The organism is Nocardia nepalensis (assembly GCF_048910785.1).
Lineage (GTDB): Bacteria > Actinomycetota > Actinomycetes > Mycobacteriales > Mycobacteriaceae > Nocardia > Nocardia nepalensis.
Genome location: NZ_JBKBET010000041.1, coordinates 142,754 through 163,914, shown reverse-complemented (window position 1 = coordinate 163,914; position 21,161 = coordinate 142,754). Strand labels below are relative to the sequence as shown.

15 protein-coding genes are annotated in these 21,161 nt (G+C 67.8%); 5 read left to right on the top strand and 10 right to left on the bottom strand.

All coding sequences use genetic code 11. The features are described 5' to 3' along the window. Nucleotides 1–104 precede the first annotated feature (104 nt). From speD to ACHQ4I_RS40560, 4 genes are all read right to left on the bottom strand, one after another. Entirely contained in the window at nucleotides 105–1,313 is a 1,209-nt protein-coding gene (gene speD, locus ACHQ4I_RS40575) for an adenosylmethionine decarboxylase (protein ID WP_420777227.1), read from the bottom strand. An 8-nt stretch (nucleotides 1,314–1,321) separates the two neighbouring features. After that, entirely contained in the window at nucleotides 1,322–2,422 is a 1,101-nt protein-coding gene (locus tag ACHQ4I_RS40570) for a type III PLP-dependent enzyme (protein WP_420777226.1), read from the bottom strand. A gap of 126 nt (nucleotides 2,423–2,548) precedes the next feature. Then, the gene (locus ACHQ4I_RS40565) at nucleotides 2,549–5,047 is read right to left on the bottom strand and encodes a DEAD/DEAH box helicase (protein ID WP_420777225.1); all 2,499 of its coding nucleotides are present in this window, start codon (nucleotides 5,045–5,047) and stop codon (nucleotides 2,549–2,551) included. Between the two features lie 49 nt (nucleotides 5,048–5,096). Next, nucleotides 5,097–6,041, bottom strand: coding sequence for a PAC2 family protein (locus ACHQ4I_RS40560; RefSeq protein ID WP_420777224.1), 945 nt, complete (start codon nucleotides 6,039–6,041; stop codon nucleotides 5,097–5,099). A gap of 350 nt (nucleotides 6,042–6,391) precedes the next feature. On the opposite strand from ACHQ4I_RS40560, the gene ACHQ4I_RS40555 reads away from it, so the two are divergent. Together ACHQ4I_RS40555 and ACHQ4I_RS40550 are read left to right on the top strand one after the other, a co-directional pair. Then, complete coding sequence (locus ACHQ4I_RS40555) at nucleotides 6,392–7,114, top strand: DUF5642 family protein (RefSeq protein WP_420777223.1); 723 nt, start codon at nucleotides 6,392–6,394, stop codon at nucleotides 7,112–7,114. Nucleotides 7,115–7,597: 483 nt separating this feature from the next. Then, a complete protein-coding gene (locus tag ACHQ4I_RS40550) occupies nucleotides 7,598–8,665 on the top strand; it encodes a DUF4192 domain-containing protein (protein ID WP_420777450.1) in 1,068 nt (355 codons plus the stop codon). Nucleotides 8,666–8,732: 67 nt separating this feature from the next. Here ACHQ4I_RS40550 and galE read toward each other — a convergent pair whose 3' ends face one another. Continuing rightward, nucleotides 8,733–9,713: a UDP-glucose 4-epimerase GalE gene (galE, locus tag ACHQ4I_RS40545; RefSeq protein WP_420777222.1), complete on the bottom strand. Its 981-nt coding sequence runs from the start codon at nucleotides 9,711–9,713 to the stop codon at nucleotides 8,733–8,735. 3 nt (nucleotides 9,714–9,716) lie between these two features. Further along, nucleotides 9,717–10,403 carry an iron-dependent transcriptional repressor DtxR gene (locus ACHQ4I_RS40540; protein ID WP_420777221.1) on the bottom strand — a complete coding sequence of 229 codons (687 nt, stop codon included), beginning with the start codon at nucleotides 10,401–10,403 and terminating at the stop codon, nucleotides 9,717–9,719. A 321-nt stretch (nucleotides 10,404–10,724) separates the two neighbouring features. Here ACHQ4I_RS40540 and ACHQ4I_RS40535 point away from each other — a divergent pair, with 321 nt between their 5' ends. Further along, a complete protein-coding gene (locus tag ACHQ4I_RS40535) occupies nucleotides 10,725–11,879 on the top strand; it encodes an acetoin utilization protein AcuC (RefSeq protein WP_420777449.1) in 1,155 nt (384 codons plus the stop codon). Next, nucleotides 11,872–14,640, top strand: coding sequence for a bifunctional acetate--CoA ligase family protein/GNAT family N-acetyltransferase (locus ACHQ4I_RS40530; RefSeq protein ID WP_420777220.1), 2,769 nt, complete (start codon nucleotides 11,872–11,874; stop codon nucleotides 14,638–14,640). The genes ACHQ4I_RS40535 and ACHQ4I_RS40530 overlap by 8 nt, the downstream gene beginning before the upstream one ends. A 927-nt stretch (nucleotides 14,641–15,567) precedes the next feature. Here the strand turns inward: ACHQ4I_RS40530 and ACHQ4I_RS40525 are convergent. Then, on the bottom strand, nucleotides 15,568–16,584 hold the full coding sequence (locus tag ACHQ4I_RS40525) for a LacI family DNA-binding transcriptional regulator (protein ID WP_420777219.1): 1,017 nt from the start codon (nucleotides 16,582–16,584) through the stop codon (nucleotides 15,568–15,570). A gap of 41 nt (nucleotides 16,585–16,625) precedes the next feature. Next, nucleotides 16,626–16,775: a hypothetical protein gene (locus ACHQ4I_RS40520; protein WP_420777218.1), complete on the bottom strand. Its 150-nt coding sequence runs from the start codon at nucleotides 16,773–16,775 to the stop codon at nucleotides 16,626–16,628. A gap of 213 nt (nucleotides 16,776–16,988) precedes the next feature. Here ACHQ4I_RS40520 and ACHQ4I_RS40515 point away from each other — a divergent pair, with 213 nt between their 5' ends. Continuing rightward, nucleotides 16,989–17,939, top strand: a complete 951-nt coding sequence (locus ACHQ4I_RS40515) for an NAD(P)-dependent oxidoreductase (RefSeq protein WP_420777217.1) — start codon at nucleotides 16,989–16,991, stop codon at nucleotides 17,937–17,939. 480 nt (nucleotides 17,940–18,419) lie between these two features. Here ACHQ4I_RS40515 and ACHQ4I_RS40510 read toward each other — a convergent pair whose 3' ends face one another. Next, complete coding sequence (locus tag ACHQ4I_RS40510; protein WP_040692597.1) at nucleotides 18,420–19,388, bottom strand: sigma-70 family RNA polymerase sigma factor; 969 nt, start codon at nucleotides 19,386–19,388, stop codon at nucleotides 18,420–18,422. A 195-nt stretch (nucleotides 19,389–19,583) separates the two neighbouring features. Next, on the bottom strand, nucleotides 19,584–21,101 hold the full coding sequence (locus ACHQ4I_RS40505; RefSeq protein WP_420777216.1) for a DUF7782 domain-containing protein: 1,518 nt from the start codon (nucleotides 21,099–21,101) through the stop codon (nucleotides 19,584–19,586). Nucleotides 21,102–21,161 lie beyond the last annotated feature (60 nt).

The window sequence follows — 21,161 nt, the reverse complement described above, 5'->3', positions numbered from 1 at the left end:
CCGACGGCGAGACGCCCGTAGCGGAACCAGCGAAGACCTGACCCCGCAACGCCGAAGCGCACCGGCTCCATGGGAAATTCCTTGGGAGCCGGTGCGATTCGAGGTTACTGCGATACGCGCAGCGCGTGCGGTTCGATCGCGCCACGCACCAGCGCCCGCGCGTCGACCGTCTCGGCGCGGTAGGGCAGCGTGACCAGTCGATCGGTCATCGCGGGCACCGGGTCATCGATCCGCTCGTTCAACCCGAACAGGAATGTCCACTCGTGCTCATCGCTGCCGTACTGCACCACGGTGGCGAACTGTTCATGGAAGCGCTTCCAGGACCGCTTCAACGTCTCGTTGCGCCACATCGTCGCGCAACCGGCCTGCGCGCTGAGCACGCCGCCGGGCGCGAGCAGGGCCCGACATCGCGACAGGAACTCCGATTCGTAGAGGCGGTTGTGCTGCGCGTCCTCGACCCGCTCATCGGGCAGATCGATGACGATGACGTCGTAGCGGGTGCCCGCCTCGGCCGCATTGGCCAGGAAGTCCCAACCATCGGCGTAGTGCACCTTGATCGGGCCGTCGCCGCGCACCGCGGCGGCCAGCTCGTCGCTGGTGTAGCCGTAGGGCAGGTGCTCGGCGCACAGCTCGACCTCGCGCTGGTCGATATCGACGTGATCCACCAGCGTCGCGCCAGCGGCGACCGACATCTGGCTGGCCACACCCTCACCCGAACCGATGATCAGGACCTTCTCCAGCTTCGCGGCCAGCGCGAAGGCGGGGACCATCATCGCCTCGTGATAGGTCAGCTGGGAGAACTCCGTGGACTGGCGATCGTCGTCGGAGAACAGGCTGATGCCCTGTTCGGTGCGCGCGATCACCATGTGCTGGAACGGAGTATGGGTGTCGACGATGACCTCGTGCAGATCCCAGATGCGGGTCAGGCCGTTGCCGACCGGCTCCTCGATCCGCGTGGAGCCGTGCCCACGCTGGATGACCTGCATGCGAACATCCTTGGGAGACAACTTATCTCGCAGTAGCTCGACAGCTTTCGACGCGCCGGCGCCGATACTTCCGCAGGTGAAGACGTCGACAAAGATGTCGCCGGACTCCGGATAAGTGTGAATCGAGGCGTGAGACTCCGACAACAGCGCGAGGACAGTCACCCCCTGCGGATCGAACTTCTTGTGTACGACATCGCAGATGGTGACGCCCGCGGCGATCAGAGACTCGCGCAACGCCGATTCGAGTCGTTCGAGGTCGTCGCAGAGGGTCGCGTCGACACCACCGAACTCGGCCAGCACATGCCAGCCGGTGAATTCCGCCGTCATGGGCAAACTCACTCTCGCTCAGCGCCCGAGACATGAACGGTCAAGGGCGGAAAACCATTGAAGGACACCGACGAATAGCTCGCGGTATAGGCGCCGGTATCGAGGATCTGGATGCGATCACCGGCTCGCAACGAGGTCGGAAGAAGGACCTTCGTGCGTTGATACAGTACATCGTCGCCATCACAGGTCGGTCCGGCCACCACCGCCTCGTCCACGGGATCTCCGTCACGTTCGGTGACGAAGCGGTATGCGATGTACTCGTTCTCGGTCTCGGCCATTCCGTTGTAGCGGCCGATGTCGAGATACACCCAGCGCCGTCCGTCCGGCGCGATGCGCACGCCGATGACCTCGGCGTGAATGGTGCCCGCCGAACCGACGAGCGCGCGGCCGGGCTCGACGACGAGTCCGGCGGTCTCGGGGAGGAATTCGGCGGTGGCCGCGGCGATGACGGCCCCGATCTCGTCGAGTGCGGGCGCCGCCTCGACGTAGGAAATGGGCAGGCCGCCACCGATATTCACCGAACGCACCCGAATATCTTTGTCCGCCAACGCTTCAGCGATGCGACCGGCCTGTTCGATGCCGATCCGCCAGGCACTCGGGTCGGTCTGCTGGGACCCGACGTGGAAATACGGACCCCCGACGATCAGTCCGAGATCGCGGGCGCGCACCAGCAGGCGCAGCGCCTCGGTCGGGGAGCAGCCGAATTTGGTGCCGAAGGGCGTCGTCGACTGCGGCGCCGAGGACAGGAACCGGCATTCGACCTCCGAGCCCGGCGCGTGCTCGACGATGCGCAGCAGATCGTCCTCGGTGTCGAAGGCGTAGCGGCGCACGCCCGCGGCGTAGGCGGCGGCGATATGGGCAGCCTTCTTGATCGGGTTCCCGTAGCACATGCGGGCCGGGTCGACGCCCTCGCGCAGGCACAGTTCGATCTCGCCGACGCTGGCGACGTCGAACTCCGCGCCATGCTCGTCGAGCAGCCGGATGAGTTCTGGGACCGGGCTCGCCTTGACCGCGAAGCGAATTCGTGCCCCGGGTACCGCGACCGCGAGTGCGCGGTAGTTATCGCGCACTCGCTCCGGGTCGATGACCAGATAGGGCGATTCGGGCATGTTTGAGCCGGTCAATCTAAGGGAACTCTCCGTCGTTTGGGGGGCGGCCTTCGTTCGGGCACCGCGCGAGAGAGTATCAGCGCGATGCCCCGGTTAACTAACTCGTTGACGACACCTTGACCATGATCACCCCGCGACTACCGTGACCTCGTCGAATACGATCTCGCCCGCGGCGTCGGACTCGGCGAGATCGACCACTGCCGCGAGCGCCCAGCCATGCTCGTCCGCCGGATCATCGAGCACCTGGCGCACGTGCCAGAAACCGGGGCGTTGTTCCACCTGGAACAGTTGCGGACCGCGGGCGTCGGGACCGGTGCCGATGCTCTCGTATTCGTCGAAATAAGGCGTCAGCTCCGCCTCCCAGTCCGGTCCCGTGCCCAACTCGGCCAGGGCCTCCCAGCGGCGCAGCGCGGCGAGTTCGACGCGGCGGAACATGGCATTGCGGATCATCACCTTGAAGGCGCGTTCGTTGGCCGAGATCGGGCGCACCGACTCCGCGCCGAAGGCGAGCTGATCCGCGTCGGTCTCCGCGCCCGGGTTCGTCAGCTGCTCCCATTCGTCGAGCAGACTCGAATCCACCTGGCGGACAAGCTCGCCCAGCCATTCGGTCATATCGTCGAGGTCCTCGGTGCGCGCGGATTCCGGCACGGTGCGGCGCAGCGCGCGGTAGGCGTCGGCGAGGTAGCGCAGCACCACACCCTCTGAGCGGGCCAGTTCATAGTGCGAGATCAGCTCGGCGAAGGTCATCGAGCGTTCGATCATGTCGCGGACGACCGATTTGGGGGATGGGGCGAACTCCGACATCCAGGGGTGCCCGGCCCGGTAGGTCTCGAAGGCGGGTTCGATGAGTTCGGCCAGGGGTTTGGGCCAGGTGACCTCCTCCAGGAGTTCCATGCGTTCGTCGTATTCGATGCCGTCGGCCTTCATTTCGTTGATCGCCTGGCCGCGGGCCTTGTGCTGCTGGGCCATGAGCAGCTGGCGCGGATCCTCGAGTGTCGATTCGATCAGGGAGATGACATCGAGGGTGTAGCTCGGGGCGTCCTGGTCCAGCAGCTCGAGTGCGGCCAGGGCGAACGGGGACAGGGGTTGGTCGAGGGCGAAATCGCGTTGCAGGTCGACGGTGAGCCTGGCCCGGCGGCCCTGTGCGTCGGGTTCGGGGAGTTGTTGCACCACACCGGCATCGCGCAGGGCACGGTACAGGCGGATGGCGCGCAGGATGTGTCTGCGTTGGGCGGGGCGGGGCTCGTGGTTGTCTTCCAGGAGGTGGCGCATGGCGTCGAAGCAATTGCCCGGGCGGGCGATCACGTTGAGCAACATGGAATTCGTCACGTTGAAGCGCGACACCATCGGTTCGGGGGATGCGGCGACGAGACGGTCGAAGGTGTCCTCGCTCCAGGAGACGAAGCCCTCCGGCGGTTTCCGGCGCACCACCTTGCGTTGTTTCTTCGGATCGTCGCCCGCCTTGGCCAGCAGCCGGGTGTTCTCCACCTCGTGATCGGGGGCCTGCACGACGACGGTGCCCATGGTGTCGTAGCCGGCCCGGCCCGCGCGGCCCGCGATCTGGTGGAATTCGCGCGCCTTGAGCCTGCGGGTGCGCACACCGTCGTATTTGGTCAGGCCGGTGAGTAGCACGGTGCGGATCGGCACGTTGATGCCGACGCCGAGGGTATCGGTGCCGCACACCACCTTCAGCAGACCGTCCTGGGCCAGGCGCTCGACCAGGCGGCGGTACTTGGGCAGCATGCCCGCGTGGTGCACGCCGATGCCGTGGCGGATCAGCCGGGACAGGGTCTTGCCGAATCCGGAGGAGAACCGGAAATCGCCGAGGGCCGTTGCGATGGCGTCCTTTTCGGCGCGAGTGGCGAAGTTCACGCTGGTCAGCGCCTGTGCGCGTTCCAGTGCCGCTGCCTGGGTGAAGTGCACGACGTACACCGGTGACTGGTTCGTGGTGACCAGGTCTTCCAGGGTTTCGGTGATGGGCGTGCGCGCGTAGGAAAAGCTCAGCGGGACAGGCCGTTCGGTGCCCGCGACGATGGCGGTCGGGTTGCCCGTGCGGCGTTCCAGATCGGCCGCGAAGAAGTCGACCTCGCCGAGAGTGGCCGACATGAGCAGGAACTGGGCGCGCGGGAGTTCCAGCAGCGGCACCTGCCAGGCCCAGCCGCGGTCCGGATCGGCGTAGAAGTGGAATTCGTCCATCACGACCTGGCCGACATCGGCGGCCGATCCCTCGCGTAGGGCGAGGTTTGCCAATATCTCGGCGGTGGCGCAGATGATCGGCGCTTCCGGATTCACCGCCGCGTCACCGGTCACCATGCCGACCCGATCAGCGCCGAACACATCGCACAGGGCGAAGAATTTCTCGCTGACCAGGGCCTTGATGGGGGCGGTGTAGTAGGTGCGCAGGCCGCGGGTCAGCGCGAACAGATGCGCGCCGACCGCGACCAGGGATTTACCGGACCCGGTGGGGGTGGCCAGGATGACATTGGACCCGGACGCCAACTCCAGCAGCGCCTCGTCCTGCGCCGGATACAACGCGGTGCCCTGCTCGGCCGCCCACGTCCCGAAGGATTCGTAGAGCGCGTCGGCGTCGGTTCCCGGTATCTCGAGCAGTTCGGTCAGATCCACTCCGACCACCCTACGGGCAGCCGTCTACGGCGCCGTTAGGGTGATCGGGTCAGTTGGACTGTTCGTCCCCGTCCCCGTCGTAGCCGCCCTGTTCGGCCAGGAACCGCTCGAACTCGGCGCCCAATTCATCGCCGCTGGGCAGTTCGCCGTCACCGACGAGCAGACTCGACTGGCGTTCCTGTGCGGTGACGAAGCTGTCGTACTGGCGCTCGAGCGCGTGCACGACGGTCTCGACCTCGGAATTGCCCGCGATGTGCTCGTTGACCTGCTCACGGACCCGCGCGGCGGCCTCGCCGAGCGCTGCCAGGGGAATCTCGAGGCCCGCGTTGTCGGCGACGTGCTCCAGCAGGGTCTGCGCGGCCTCGGGGTAGGCGGTCTGCGCGAGATAATGCGGCACGTGCACCGAGAAACCGACGGACTCGTGGCCGTGTTGGGCCATCCGGTACTCCAGCAGCGAGGACGCGCTGCCCGGCACCTGTAGCTCGCCCGGCCAGCGCTGGTGGTCGGCGATGAGGTCGCGATCGGAGGAGTGCGCGGTGATGCCGAGCGGGCGGGTGTGCGGGATCGCCATCGGAATCGCGCTCAGGCCGATGCTGCGGCGCACGCCGAGTTGTTCGGCGAGCAGACGCACCGCGGTGGTGAACTTCTCCCAGCGCAGGTCCGGTTCGAGCCCCGATAGCAGCAGGAAGGGGGTGCCCGAAGTATCGCGCAGCGCCCATAGATTCAGTTCGGGCTCGGCGTAGTCGGAGAAGTGATCGGTCTTGAACGTCATCAGCGGACGACGCGATCGGTAGTCCAGCAACTCGTCGACATCGAACGAGGCGACCAGTTCGCTTTCGAGGCTCTCGCGCAGGTGCGTCGTGGCCAGCCGCACCGCATGCCCGGCATCGGTGAAGCCCTCCAGTCCGTGTACCAGGACCGGACCCAGGCCGTCGTCATTCGACAGCCGTGGAGCTGGGAATTCCAACTCGTACATTCGCGACTCGTGGTCCATCGCGTACTCCCTTCCTGCGCGGTTCACCGATGCGAGCCGCTTGGTGCCGAGAACTTCCAGGTCCTAGGCCTGTTGGGCAATTCGCGGCGGTCAACCACTGTCCATTGTCCCCCATGAGACCGACACCGGTTACCACGGGCGACACCGACCCATAAGTGGGGGCAACATCGGTGATGCCCCACGCATTCCCGCCCCGGGCCGTAGCGACTGCTGGCAGGTCGCTCGAAAGGGTCGGCTAGCGACTGCTCGCGAGTCGCCCGAAACGATCGGCTAGCTACTGCTTGCAGGTCGTTCGGGACGATCGGCGTGGCATCCGCGGGCGGGCACGGGGAGTTTGGCACAGTGGACCGGTGAATGTGCCGAATTCGACGTGCAGGCGGCCACGCGGATTCGCGGCATCGGGTTGGATAGCCCTCGCCGCGAGTGCTGCGCTGCTCACCGGGTGCGCGTCGACGGTGACCGGGCATCCGGTCGGCTCCGGACCGAATTCGGTGACCCAGCATGTGGCGGCGCAGCTTTCGACGTTATTGCCCGATCCGGGGCAGTTCCCGGCCCGGTACGAGGCGGTGGTGCTGCCACCGGAGGCGGCCGCGCAGGCGTCGGGGGATCTGACCGGGGTCGGGCGCGGTTCGACGGTGCAGCCCGATGGATGTGCGCCGCCCGCTCAGCAATTCGGCCCGAATCAGACCGCCGTCGCGGTGGGCACCGACAACGAGACGCGCGTCACGATGACCGTCGAGCTGACCAGGTCCGCGCAGCCGCTGTCGGCACTGCGTGATCAGTTGAAGCGGTGTCAGCAGGTTCGGGTCAGCCGGGCGGGCGCGACGACGACGGTGAGCACCGAACTGCAGGCGCCGCCACCGATCGACGCCGACGACACCCTCGCACTGCGCCGGACGGTAGTGCCGCAGGTGAGCACACCGGGGCTGACACAGTCGATGCAGACGCTGACCGGGCAGGTCGGGGATGTGCGAATCGCGGTGACCTACATGTCATTCAGCGATGCGAAGCCGGATACGGCGGCGTTGGACGAGCTGTTCACGACGGCGGTGCGAAAGGCGAAGAAGGGGTGAGACTTTGCCGATCGGCGGCAGGGGCTCGCGGCGGGACAATAGCAGATAGCACCGACACGGTTATCGGGATTTCTTCGTTCATGGGCCAATTCGTACACAGACCAAGCGATTTCCACAGGGCAGAATAATCCCCAGATAAGCCCAGGTCGCCGCCTCGGCCGCGGTGGCGGGGGAGCGCATTCTCGGCGCATGACAACTTCGACGAATCCCGCTCCCGCCCTCGGAGATCCCGGCGACGGCGCATCGCCTCGCGACGGTCTGTGCGCGAGCCCAGCCGTTCACCTCCGCAAATCCCCTCGTCCCCGGGGTGGCACACGGTCCAGGATCGACTCGGTACCCTTCTTCGACCCCGATCTCGACGAGGACGAATCATCGGAGTGCACAAGGGGTTTCGGACGCGCGACGGGTACCTGCGCGGAACCGCCGCCGGTTTTCGGGGATCGCGGTCCGGCCTGGGCGCTACATGTCGATGATCCCGGCGAATTGATTGTGGCGGTGCCCGCGATGGTGGGGTTCGTGCCGGAGCGGTCGCTGGTGGTCGCCGTGTTGCGGGGCGCGCCCGATCCGGGGCACAGTCCGATCATCGATGCCGTAGTGCGCTTCGATCTGGATCAGGAGGGCGGTCGCCGGGGTCTCGCGGCGGCGTATGCGGAGTGCGTCTCGCAGATCTGTGCCGCGGAGGGCGCGACCGAGGTGCTCGCGGTGATCATCGATGACCGGGTGCGCGAACCGCGTCGCGCGCGCCGAGGCGGCACGGCGAGTCCCGGGGCGTGGGGCACGCTCATCGCCGCGTTCGGGCGGCGGCTGGCACAGGCCGAGGTATTCCTGGAGGGCGCTTGGGCGGTGCGCGCGATCGAGGCGGACCAGCGGTGGTGGAGTCTGCTGGATGCGAATCATCGTGGGACGCTGCCGGATCCGGCCACCTCGATGGTCACGGTGGCGCATGTGCTCGAGGGGCGGCCGATCCGCGGTGCCCGCTCGGAACTTACCGATCTGGTCGCTACCGACGATGAGCTGGCGCGGCAGGTTGCGTCGCATCTCGACAGCGCCCGCGCGGCCGCGCACGAGCGGTATGCGGCCGCCGTGCGGCGCGGCGATCCCGACGGCTATCACCGGCGGGCGCTGGAACACGTGCTGTGGCACATCGCCAACACCGACTCCGGGGTATCCCTCACCGCCCGGGAATACGCGGAAGTGGCTGCCGCACTGCGTGCTCGGATGGTCCGCGACTCGCTTTTCGGACTCGCCGTCTCCGACCACGCCGCCGCCGCGGAAAACCTGTGGGTGGCACTGGCACAAGCACTTTCGGGCAGCGACCGCGCCGATGCCGCAACCCTGCTCGGCTATAGCGCCTACATCCGCGGGGACGGCCCCCTCGCGGGCATTGCCCTGCAAGCCGCTTTGGACGCCGACCCGGCCCATTCGATGGCGATCCTGCTCGAGATCTCCCTGCGCACCGGAATGCGCCCGGACACCCTGCGCCGCTTGGCCTACTGCGGCCTCGGCATCGCCGCCGACCTCGGCATCGATCTGGGCCCTGTCGCCCGATGACGATCAAGGTGAGTCGAATGGTGGTTGGTGCCGGGTGCGGACCACCATTCGACTCGGGCCCGGCGCCCTACTCGGCGCTGTGTGCCCGCGGACCGAGGTCGCGCAGGAATTCCCAAGCGTCGGCGACGATTTCGTCGAGGTCGTTGTGCTCGGGCCGCCAGCCGAGGTCGGTGATGGCGCGGTCGCTGGAGGCGATGAGGGTGGCCGGATCGCCGGGGCGGCGCGGCGCGTCCTGGGCGGTGATCGGAAGGCCGGTGACGCGTTCGCAGGCCGAGATCACTTCGCGGACCGAGAAACCGGTGCCGCTGCCGAGATTGAAGATGCGATGCGCGCCGGATTCCGCGGTGGCCAGGGCCAGCAGATGGGCCTCGGCGAGGTCGCGGATGTGGATGTAGTCGCGGACCGCGGTGCCGTCCGGTGTTGGCCAGTCGGTGCCGAAGACCGAGATCGCCTTGCGATGTCCGAGGGCGACCTGCAGTACAAGGGGGATGAGATGGGTTTCCACCACACGGTTTTCGCCGAGGCCGCCATAGGCGCCCGCGACATTGAAGTAGCGCAGGCTGGTCGCGGCCAGCCCGTGCGCGATCGAGTAGGAGGTGATGGCGTGGTCGATGGCGAGTTTCGAGGCGCCGTAGGGATTGGTCGGCCGGGTCGGCGCGTCCTCGGTGATCGGCACCTGGTCGGGTTCGCCGTAGACGGCGGCGGTCGAGGAGAAGACCAGCTTGGGCGTGCCGGTGCGCCGCATCGCCTCCAGCAGCTCGAGGGTCTTGACCACATTGCCCTGCCAGTACTTCTCCGGCTGCTGCACCGACTCGCCGACCAGCGACTGCGCGGCGAAATGCAGGACACCGTCGAAGGATTCGGCTTCCAGCAGTGCGGGCGCGGCCAGGGCGACATCACCCTCGACGAACCGCGCTTCGGCGGGCACGCCGTCGGCATTGCCGGTCGACAGATCGTCGACCACCACGACCTCGTGCCCGGATTCCAGCAGAACCTGTGCGCAGACACCACCGACGTAGCCCGCGCCACCCGTGACCAGAAGTTTCACGCCTCAGACCAGCTTCACCTGGACGGCATGGGCCATTTCGTCCGAGAGCTCGAAGCCCTCGTGGCCGGGCACGGTGATGACCGCCGAGCCGGGCTTGGTCTCGACCGTCACGCGGGCATCGGGCACCACGCCCGCCTCCCGCAGCTGGCCGATGACCTCGGGATCGGTCTGGATGTGCTCGGCGAGGCGGCGCACCACGACCGCGTGCACCTGGCCGTGCGGCAGATCCGACAGGCGCACCAGGGTCTCCTCGGCGGCGGACGGCGGGGCGATGCCCAGCTCGTCCAGGCCCGGAATCGGGTTGCCGTAGGGCGAGGTGGTCGGATGGTTGAGCACCTCGACCAGTCGCCGCTCGACGTCCTCGCTCATGACGTGCTCCCAGCGGCACGCCTCGGCGTGCACGTTCTGCCAGTCGAGCCCGATGATGTCGACGAGCAGCCGCTCGGCGAGGCGATGCTTGCGCATGACCGCGACCGCCATGCTGCGGCCCTTCTCGGTCAGCTCGAGATGGCGGTCACCGGCGACCAGCAGCAGACCGTCGCGTTCCATCCGCGCGACGGTCTGGCTGACCGTCGGACCACTCTGTTCGAGGCGCTCGGCGATGCGCGCGCGCAGCGGCACCACGCCCTCTTCCTCGAGGTCGTAGATGGTACGGAGGTACATCTCCGTGGTGTCGACCAGATCCTTCACCTGTTAACCCTTCGTCGGCACGAATTCTACCCACGCACGTCGGCACCCCCGTGTGCCGCGTGGTCTCGCGCTACACCCGTGACTGCGCTGTGGGAATCCTGTCGGCGCACGGCCTGCCGCCGTGTTCGCACTTGCTTGTATTTCTACTGCATACGAACGCTCAACGGGGCGGTTAGCTTCCCGCGTAGCGTTGCGAGCATGGCCACTGCACCGCGCGGCGAGTACTCCGCGCCGCTCGACGAAGGTGATCTCGGGTCGCGATCGGGGACGGTTGTCTGGACCGACCGATTCCTCGACTACGCGTGGACGCCGGAACACCCCATGAAACCGGCGCGCCTGAAGTTCACCATGGCGCTGGCGCAAAGTCTCGGATTACTCGACGGTGTCGAGCGATTGGCGCCTGAGCAGGCGCAGGTATCGGATCTGCTGCGCATCCACACCGCCGACTACATCGATGCCGTCGAACATGCCACGCCGCCCGCCGGTGCGCCGCTCGCACCGCCGTACGGCCTCGGTTCCCCGGACAATCCGGTGTTCCCCCGGATGCATCAGGCGGCCTCGGTGATCGTCGGCGGCACGTTGAGCGCCGCGCGTGAGATCGCCCAGGGGCGGACCCGGCGCGCGGTGAGCATCGGCGGCGGCATGCACCACGCGATGCCGGATTCGGCCGCCGGATTCTGCATATACAACGATGCGGCCGTGGCCATCTCCTGGCTGCTGGACAACGGATTCGATCGGATCGCCTACATCGATGTCGACGTGCACCACGGCGATGGTGTGCAACGCGCCTTCTACCACGACCCGCGGGTGCTGACCATCTCCATCCACCAGCATCCGGCCACCCTCTGGCCCAATACCGGCTGGCCGGAGGAGACCGGTCACGGCGCCGCCGAAGGCACCGCGATCAATCTGGCGGTGCTGCCGGGCACCCGGGATCCCCAGTGGCTGCGCGGGTTCCATGCGATCGTGCCCGGCGCGCTGGCGGCGTTCCGGCCGCAGATCGTGGTCAGCCAATGCGGTGTCGACACCCATCGCGAGGATCCGCTCGCGGATATGGAACTGACCGTCGACGGTCAGCGCGCCGCGTTCATCGCGATGCGCGATCTGGCCGACGAATATGCCGAAGGCCGTTGGCTCGCCGTCGGGGGCGGTGGTTACGGCGTGGTGCGCGTCGTGCCGCGCGCCTGGACGCATCTGCTGGCCACCGCGCTGGATCGCACCATCGCACCCGAAACCGCGGTGCCGCAGGACTGGATCGATATGATCCGCACCGCGGCCCCGACCGTCGACCCGCCGCGCACCATGGGTGACGGTGCTGACATCTCGTTCCGCCGTTGGGACGGACCCGGCGGTACCGGGGAAACTGGGGACGCGCGCACCGACCGTGCGCAACGCGCTATCGATACGGCCGTATTGGCCACGCGCCGAGCCACCTTCGGGTTGCTCGGACTGGATCCGGAGGACGCCCGTGACTGAGAACCCGCCCATCCCGGATTCCCCGAGCACACCGCTGGTGCCGCCACCGCCGCCGCAGCACTGGTTCGCCGATGTGCTCGCCTCCGACGGCGGCGTGGTGCGGTTGCGCCCTATCACGCCCGATGACGCCGATCGGCTGCAGGAGTTCCATGCGGCGCTGTCGGATCGCAGCCGGTATCTGCGCTACTTCGGCCCGTATCCGCGCATTTCGCCCAAGGACCTGTACCGCTCCACCCATGTCGACCATCACGACCGGGTCGGGCTGCTGCTGGTGCTGGGCGAGGCGATCATCGCGGTCGGCCGCTACGAACTGCTGGCGGACCGCCCGGGTCCGCGCGCCGCCGAGGTCGCGTTCGTGGTGGCCGACGAACATCAGGGGCGCGGACTCGGCTCGATCCTGCTCGAACATCTGGCCGGAGCCGCCGCCGAGAACAAGATCGAAACCTTCGTCGCCGAGGTGCTCGCCGAGAACACCGTAATGGTCACCGTCTTCCGCGACGCGGGTTATCAGGTGGAGCGCAGCAGGGACGGCTCGGTGCTGCATCTGGAATTCGCCATCGATCCCACCGAAGCCCTGCTGTCGGTGCGGGATTCACGCGAACGCGCCTCCGAGGCGCGCAGTGTGGGCAATCTGCTCGCGCCGCGTTCGGTCGCGGTGATCGGCGCCACCATGGGCCCGGCCCGGGTCGGCGGGGTGATCTTGGCCAATCTGCTGTCCGGGGTGTTCCAGGGGCCGGTGTTCCCGGTCAATCCGAACCGCCGCTCGGTGCGCGGGGTGCGGGCCTATCCGACGGTGCGCGATATCCCCGACGAGGTGGATCTGGCCGTGGTCGCGGTGCCCCCGGAGGCGATCGGCTCGGTCCTCGACGACTGTATGGCCAAGGGCGTCAAGGGGTTGATCGTGTTGACCGCGGGCTTCGGGGAGACCGGCGCCGATGGTGTGGTCGCCGAACACGAGCTGGTCGCCGCGGCGCGCGGGCACGGGATGCGGGTGGTCGGGCCGAGCGCGCTCGGCATCGCCAATACCGATGCCGCGGTCTCGTTGAACGCGACCCTCGCCTCGGTTCTGCCCGGGCGCGGGCGCATCGGATTCTTCTGTCAATCCGGGCCGTTGGGCGCGGCCATCCTCGGTGAGGCCGCGGCGCGCAACCTGGGATTGTCGACCTTCGTCTCGGCGGGCAATCGCGCCGACGTATCCGGCAACGATCTGCTGCAGTACTGGGATACCGATTCCGCCACCGACGTGATCCTGCTGTATCTGGAGAGCTTCGGTAATCCGCGCAAGTTCTCCCGGATCGCGCGTCGCGTCGCCCGCAGTAAACCGATCGTCGCGGTGAGCAGCGGCCGGTTGGCGGCGCGGGCCCAGCCGACCGGTGATATGGACCGGTCGATCGTGCGTGACTTGTTCGCGCAGTCGGGAATCGTTCAGGTCGACTCGATTTCGGAGCTGTTCGACTGTGCGGCACTACTGGGCTATCAACCGCTGCCCGCCGGTCCCCGGGTCGCCGTGATCGGCAATAGTGCGGCATTGAACTGGCTGGCCGTCGACGCCGCGCGCGGTGAAGGTCTCGAGGTGCGGCGGCCCGCCGCCGTGCCGCTGGAGGACATTCGCCGTCCCCGCCCCACCGAGCGGGTGGTGGACGAGGAGTCGGTCGGCGATCCGGTGAGTCTGGGTCCGGATGCGACGCCGGGCGCCTACCTGGACGCGGTGGTCGCCGCCCTGCGCTCGGACGAGATCGACGCGGTGATCGTGGTTTTCGCGCCGCCGGTGCCGCTGCCGATGGCCGGATTCGCCGATGCCATTCGCGCGGCGGCGCAGGCCGTACCCGATTCGGGCAAACCCATTCTCACCACTTTCGTTGCCGAACAAGGGATTCCGAACCTGCTGGCGATGCGTGGTCCGAACGGCGCTGCCGTGCACGGGTCGATCCCGTCCTATCCGGATCCGGAGCGGGCCGCGCGGGCGCTGGCCAGGGCGCGCCGGTATGCGCAGTGGCGCACGAGACCGGTTTCGACGGTGGTGCGTCCGGCGGGCATCGATGCCGACCGGGCCAAGCGGTTGGTCGCCGGATGGATGCGGGAGTCCGACGGCCGGTGGCTGACCGACCTGGAGGCGGTGGACCTGTTGGACTGCTATGGCATTCGCGTCGTCGAGTTCCGTGAGGTCCGCAGCGCCGACGAGGCGGTGGCCGCGGCCGAGGAACTCGGCTATCCGGTCGCGGCGAAGGCGACCGGCGAAATGTGGCGGCGTCGACCGGATCTAAGCGGCGTCCGACTCGACCTGTGGCGCCCCGAGGCAGTACGGCAGGCCTATTCGCATCTGGTGGAGCTGTGCGGTGATCCGGCCGTGCACATCCAGAAGATGGCCAATCCCGGTGTCGGCTGTGTGCTTCGGGTACAGGACGACCCGTCCTTCGGCTCGGTCATCGAATTCGGCCTCTCCGGCATGATCATCGAACTCCTCGGCGATCGCGCCTACCGCGCGCTCCCACTCACCGCCGACGAGGCCACCGCCCTCATCGACGCCCCCCGCGCGGCCCCCCTCCTATCCGGCACCCCCGCCAGCCCCCGAGTCGACAAACCTGCCCTAGCCGAACTAGCCCAACGCGTCTCGGCCCTCTTCGACGACCTCCCAGAAATCCGCGAACTATCCTTCGACCCCGTCCTCGCCTCCCCGAACGCCGCCGCCATCCTCTACGCCCGAGCCCGCTTCGGCCCCGAACCCAGCCGCTTCGACACCGGCCCACGCCGCCTCGGCTGAGCCTGTTGGCGCTCCGGGCGGGCTCGCGCCGCCGTGGCTGAGCCTGTTGGTGCTTCGGGCGGCTCGCGCCCCCTCGGGTGAATCTCTTGGTGCTTCGGGCGGGCTTGCGCCGTCGTGGCTGAGTCTGTTGGTGCTTCGGGTGGGGCTCGCGCCGCGGTGGCTGAGCTTGTTGGTGCTTCGAGTGGGGCTCGCGCCGCGGTGGCTGAGCTTGTTGGCGGTTCGGGCGGGCTCGTGCCGTCTCGGCTGAGCGTGTTGGCGGTTCGGACGGGCCGCGCCGCCTCCGCTGAGCTCTTGATGCTTCGGGCGGGCTCGTGCCGTCTCGGCTGAGTTTGTTGGCGGTTCGGGCGGGTGTCAACTCCGGCCGAAGCCTGGCTCTGGCACACATTCCGTGATCGTCGGCCGCTGTGCACTACTGGACAAGTGATCACGTGGAACTGACGGCGGCACTCTCTCGGCCGATGCCGCCACCAGTTCCACCTGATCGGCCGACCAACAGTGCGGAGGGTGATCTGGTGCAGAGGGGAATCCTGTTGAGGGAGTGAGGGATCCTGCGGAGTCACGGAATGTGTGCCAGATCCAGTATTGAGCCGGAATCGACACCGCGTCGCCTCCGCTGAGCTCTTGGTGCTTCGGGCGGGGGCGTGCCGTTTCGGGTGAGTGTGTTGGTGGTTCGGGCGGGGTCGCGCCGGCTCGGCTGACCGTGTTGGCGGTTCGGGCAGGGGCGTGCCCGGCTCGGCTGAGGTTTTGGCGGTTCGGACGGGCCGCGTCGCCGCCGCTCAGCTCTTGGTGCTTCGGGTGGGCTCGCGCCGCCTCGGCTGAGGCTTCCGCCGCTCCGTAGCGACCGCCGGGATGGGTGCGGGGGCCACTCGCGGGGCTCCGAATTCGCTGCGACCGCCAATAGCTTTCTGGGGCCGGCTCGGCCTGGCCTCAGGGGCGGGGTGGGGCGGTGGAGCCGCGGACGACGAGGGTCGGGGGGAGGAGGACCGAGCGGGGGGTGCGGTCTGGTTCGGCGATGGACTCGAGGAGCATGCGGGCGGCTTCGCGGCCGATGTCCTGGTGGGGGATCGCGATGGTGGTCAGCGGGGGACGGAGTTTGTCCAGGAAGGGCATGCCGTTGAAGCCGATGACGCTGATATCGGTGGGGCAGGTGATATCGCGTTCGGCGAAGACGTCGTAGCAGCCGAGGGCGATGAGATCGTTCCCGGCGACCACCGCGGTAAAGTCGTCGCCGGAATCGAGTGCGGTGCGCAAGGTTTGGGCTCCCGCGTCTTCGGTCCATCGGTCGCACACCATGATTCGAGCGGTGTCGTCGAGATCGTATTCGCGCATGGCGGTGCGGAAGGCGCGCAGGCGTTCGACGCCGGTGGAGGTGTGCTGCGGGCCCGCGAGGTGAATGATCCGGCGATGGCCCAGGTCGACGAGATGTCTGACCGCGAGCCCGATGCCCGTGGCGTCGTTGGCGGCGACCGATCCGATATCGAGGCCTTCGGTGCGGCGGTTGACGAGCACCATGGGCACGCGCTGCTCCTGCAACTGCCCCAGCAGCGGGTGCTCCAACAGCGCGGTGGCGATGATCAAACCTTCGGCTCGGCGCGAGCGCAGCGAGGTGATCTGCGCCTGCTCGCGATCGGGCCGGTCGTCGGTATTGACGATGAGTGTGCTGTATCCGGCGGGGGCCAGCACATCCTCGATGCCGCGCACGATCGGCGGAAACAGCGGATTGGTGAGGTCGGGGATGACCAGCCCGACGGTGCCGGACTTCGCGGTCTTCAGGCTCCTGGCAATCGGATTCGGCCGGTAACCGAGCGATTCCGCCGCTCGCAGCACCCGGCGCGCGGTCTCCGGATTCACCAACGCACGGGCATTGGGATTCAAAGCGCGCGACGCCGTGGCGGTATGCACACCGGCCGCGTTGGCCACATCGCGGAGCGTGGGTCCCTGCATTACAGAAATACTATGCGGCCGTCGCACCGACCCGCGCCGTGTCATCCCGCCCCGGCGGCGGGGTCGAGTGCGCGGGGCAGCCCCACCGCGGCGTCCATGGCCAGCCGATCCCCAACGCCCGCAGCGGATCTCGCGAGCCGTCTCGCGCGCACCAACGGGGTGCACACACCCAATGTGAGTTTCGTTGACACGGTCTTCCTTTCCAGCCGCGCAGAGCGCCGCTGCGCGTGCTGTAGCGCGGGCGTTGGCGGTCGATGTGCCGCGGTGGCGATCGGGCGGGCAGACACCAAGGTCGATCGCCCTACCTAGTTAACTGCACTCGTTTGCAAGATCGGACAAATTCATACCTGGCCTGATGTCTATACTAGGGCATTATTGACTGCAAACGATTGCAAGGAGCTAAGTTGGATCCAGAGGGATCACCCCAGAACCACACCGTCGGCTGGATCGGCGCAGGCCGCATGGGCGCCGCCATGGCCGTTCGCCTGGCCGCCGCGGGCATTCCGATCACGGTGTGGAACCGCACCAGAAGCAAGGCCGAACCACTGGCCGACCATGGTTGCGCCATCGCCGCCACCATTGCGGACCTGCGCACGCTCGACGTGGTGTTCACGATGGTCTCCACATCCGCCGACCTGGAACAGGTGCTGCTCGGCGATGATGGCCTGCTCGCCGATGCGGACACCGCGCCCGCGGTCGTGGTGGATTGCTCGACCGTCTCGACGGAATCATCCGCCGCGATCCGCACGGCCTGTGAGCTGCGTGGCGTCGGCTTCCTGGCCGCACCGGTCAGCGGCAACGCGAAAGTGGTTAGCGCGGGCGGACTTTCGATCGCAGCATCGGGCCCGCCCGACGTCTACGAGCGGGTGTCGCCGCTGCTGCACACCATCGGAAGATCCGTCACCTATGTCGGCGAGGGCGATGTGGCGCGACTGGTCAAGATCTGCCACAACCTGTTCCTCGGTGTGGTCACCCAATCGATGGCCGAGGTCACCGTGCTCGCGGAAAAGGGCGGCGTATCGCGCGCGGCATTCCTGGACTTCCTCAACAACAGCGTCATGGGCTCCGTCTTCACCAGATACAAGACCCCGGCCTTCGTAAACCTCGACTACACGCCCACATTCACCCCGATCCTGCTGCGCAAGGATTTCGACCTCGGCCTCGGCGCGGCCAGACGGCTCGACGTGCCGATGCCGCTCGCCGCGGCCACCGCGCAACTCGTACAGGCCAGCGTCGGCAGCGGCCGGGTGCGGGAGGATTTCGCGATCCTGCTCGATCTGCAGGCGCGGAACTCCGCGCTCGCGTTGAAACCGGAGAACGTCACGGTCGACGATGGACTCGGCGGGGAGAGCTGATCATGGTGGATGCCGCGCCGATGGCCGCACCCGGCCACATGGGCGTCGACTACGAGCAGCGCGTCGATTCAACCGCCTGCGCACCCATCGGCTGACCCGCGCACGCGAGCCGCGCTCGAAGGCAGCGAGCGCGGCGCCTTCCTGAGCGATCTGGTCGCCGAGGCGTGATTCTTCGGCGACGAATTGGCGCTGCCGCACCAGCTCGGGCGATCGAGGATATTTCGCTGGAACTGCTTGACGGCGAATTCCTCGTACCAGGGCTGCTCGAGACGCAATGACCTGGTCGCGAAGGCTTTCGGATAGGGGCGCCGACCGGCTCGCGCGAAACCCGGAGGGGGCGGGACGCGCGGACACCGGTCGGCGTTTCGAGGTGACCGTCCCCGGTCACCAAGCCGGACGCCGGACCGGCCTCGGATGTGATCCGGCGTCTTGGGCACGTGCCGGGGTCGCCAGCACGAAGTTACCGCGGGATTGTTGTGATCAGCTGGCGTAGGCGCGCAGGCGGTCGGCCCGCTCACCCTTGCGCAGCTTCGACATGACCTCACGCTCTATCTGACGCACCCGCTCGCGGGAGAGTCCGAAGAGCTTGCCGATCTGGTCGAGGGTGCGCGGCTGACCGTCGTCCAGGCCGAAACGCAGGCGGATGACCTGCTGCTCCCGCTCGTCCAGGGTGGCGAGCACGCTGCGCACGTCGTGGTGCAACAGTCCGGCGATCACGGCGGACTCGGCCGAGGTGGCCTCGGAGTCCTCGATGAAATCGCCGAGCGGCGCCTCTTCGTCATTGCCGACCGGCATGTCCAGGCTTACCGGATCACGGCTGTGGTCGAGCAGATCGGAGATCTTGTCGACCGGAATGCCCGATTCGTTGGCCAGCTCCGCGTCGGTGGCCTCGCGCCCGAGCTGCTGATGCAGTTCGCGCTTGATCCTGGCCAGCTTGTTGACCTGCTCGACCAGATGCACGGGCAGGCGGATGGTGCGGCTCTGGTCGGCCATACCGCGGGTGATGGCCTGACGGATCCACCAGGTGGCATAGGTGGAGAACTTGAAGCCCTTGGCGTAGTCGAACTTCTCCATCGCCCTGATCAGGCCGAGATTGCCCTCCTGGATCAGGTCCAGCAGCGGCATGCCGCGGCCGGTGTAGCGCTTGGCGAGCGAGACCACGAGACGGAGGTTGGCTTCGAGCAGATGCGAGCGCGCGGTCTGACCCTCGCGGACGATGGCGGCCAGATCGCGCTTGCGGGTAGCCGACAGCCGTTTGCCGGTCTCCAGGAGATGCTGCGCGTAGAGGCCCGCCTCGATGCGCTTGGCCAGCTCGACCTCGTCGGCTGCCGTGAGCAGTGCGGTACGGCCGATCCCGTTCAGGTACACACGTACCAGGTCGGCGGCAGGGCTCTGGGCGTCGAGGTCCGAATCGCTGGTGCGCACACGAGTGGTGGCGGGGCTTGTCATGACTTGCCTCCTGTCGGTGGTGTCTCACTCCGATCAACGGACCCGACAGGTAGAAAGTTCCCCGCTATTGCTCCGATAAACCGCTCTGAACTGCGGTTTCCATCACTCGCGTCTGAGAAGTTCCTGAGAACCCCACCCTGTCGGAACAGCCCGTGCGCGAAGTGCCGCCACGCGAAGCATGCGGTTGCCGCTTCGTTACACGGGCCGCACCAAACCGTGGCGAACCAATCCGGCCACCACGGATAATGCGTCGGCCGCGAACTCCTTTGTCATCTCACCCGATCCGTGGGCGAGCGCAAGCAGTTCGATCAGTTCTTCCAACGGCAAACCGTCGGCACGCATTCCCGCGACCAGTGCGATGGTGGACTCATCCACCTCGTGCTGCCAGCGCGGACCGTCGCCGCGGTGCAGCCGCGCGACCTGCTGGTCCCAGCCGAATTCGCCGTGCAGGTAGACCCGTTCGAGCGCGGTGGCCGGATCGACGACGAAACGTGAAGTCCAGGCCAGGTTTTCCTCGGCGGCGGCGCGGCGCAGCCAGGCCGAGCGCGCGAAATACCCGGTGGCCTCGGCGCCGAGCGGATCGTCGAAGCCGTGCGTCAGATCCTCGGCGAGCAGTTCGGTCGGGCCGTCGATGGCGTGCAGGTAGACGAAGCCGAAGCCGATGCCCTCGACATCGGCGGCGGTGAAGGCATCGAGCCACTGTTCGGCGCGGGCCTGTGCGGCCGGGTCGCGCGGATCCAAACCCGCATCGCGCAACCAGGTTCCGACATAGAGGGCCGGATCGGCGATATCGCGCTGCACCACCCAGGCGTCGACGCCGTGTCCGGGCAACCAGGACGAGACCCGCTGGCGCCAGTCCTCGCCGTCCACATGCACCCACGCCGCCAGCATCGCCGCGGTGCCGCCCGGTGCGAGCAGGTCCGGGGCCTGCGATATCACCAATTCGCTTGCGCCGTCGAGGGCGAGGCCGGAGTCGCGGTAGGTGTGTTCGATGCGGGCGGGACCGACGACGAACGGCGGATTGGCGACCACCTGGTCGAAGCGGCGACCGGCCACCGGCTCGAACCAGGAGCCTTCCAGGAGTTCGATATCGAGTTCGTTGAGTGCGGCCGTCGCCTCGGCCAGCCATAGCGCGCGGGTGTTCACATCGGTGGCGGTCACGCGATCGGCGTAGGCGGCGGCGTGCACGGCCTGGACGCCGCAGCCGGTGCCCAGATCGAGGACGGAACCGACGCGGCGGGTCGGTGTGGCGCGCAGCAGCGAGAGGGAGGCGTGGCCGACGCCGAGCACGTGATCCTCGGTCAGGGTGCGCCTGCGCATCGAATCGTCGAGGTCGGACAGGATCCAGCGGGTGCCTTCGCCCGCGTCGAGCGGGCGCAGATCCAGGGCCGCGCGCACGTCGTCGTCGTCGCGGGTCAGCAGGCCCGCCGCCACCGCGCGGTCGATATCCAGCGGCGCCAGCGCGGCCGCGACCTCGCGTTCGGGCAGCGGGTCACCGAGCAGCAACAGACGGATCAGCGTGCCGAGCGCTCCGGCCTCGCGCGCGGCGCGGCGCACCGGTACCGGTTCGGAGCGGCCGAGTGCCGCGTGCACGTCCGCGCCGAGCACTTCCAGCAGCGTGTCGGCGTCGTAGCCGACGCGGGTCAGCGCGGCGCGCAGATCCGGGCACAGCGCGGTGAGCAGCGATCCGGTGGTCGTCTGGTTGGTAGGCACACGGGTACTCTGCCACCGCAACTCGCCAGCACTCGAAACGTGTCCGTCGTGTCACATGTC

Coding starts and splice junctions, on each gene's coding strand:
- ACHQ4I_RS40510 (WP_040692597.1), bottom strand. CDS start 19,388: ATGACAAGCCCCGCCACCACTCGTGTGCGCACCAGCGATTCGGACCTC.
- ACHQ4I_RS40570 (WP_420777226.1), bottom strand. CDS start 2,422: ATGCCCGAATCGCCCTATCTGGTCATCGACCCGGAGCGAGTGCGCGAT.
- ACHQ4I_RS40525 (WP_420777219.1), bottom strand. CDS start 16,584: ATGCAGGGACCCACGCTCCGCGATGTGGCCAACGCGGCCGGTGTGCAT.
- ACHQ4I_RS40560 (WP_420777224.1), bottom strand. CDS start 6,041: ATGGACCACGAGTCGCGAATGTACGAGTTGGAATTCCCAGCTCCACGG.
- speD (WP_420777227.1), bottom strand. CDS start 1,313: ATGACGGCGGAATTCACCGGCTGGCATGTGCTGGCCGAGTTCGGTGGT.
- ACHQ4I_RS40535 (WP_420777449.1), top strand. CDS start 10,725: ATGAAACCGGCGCGCCTGAAGTTCACCATGGCGCTGGCGCAAAGTCTC.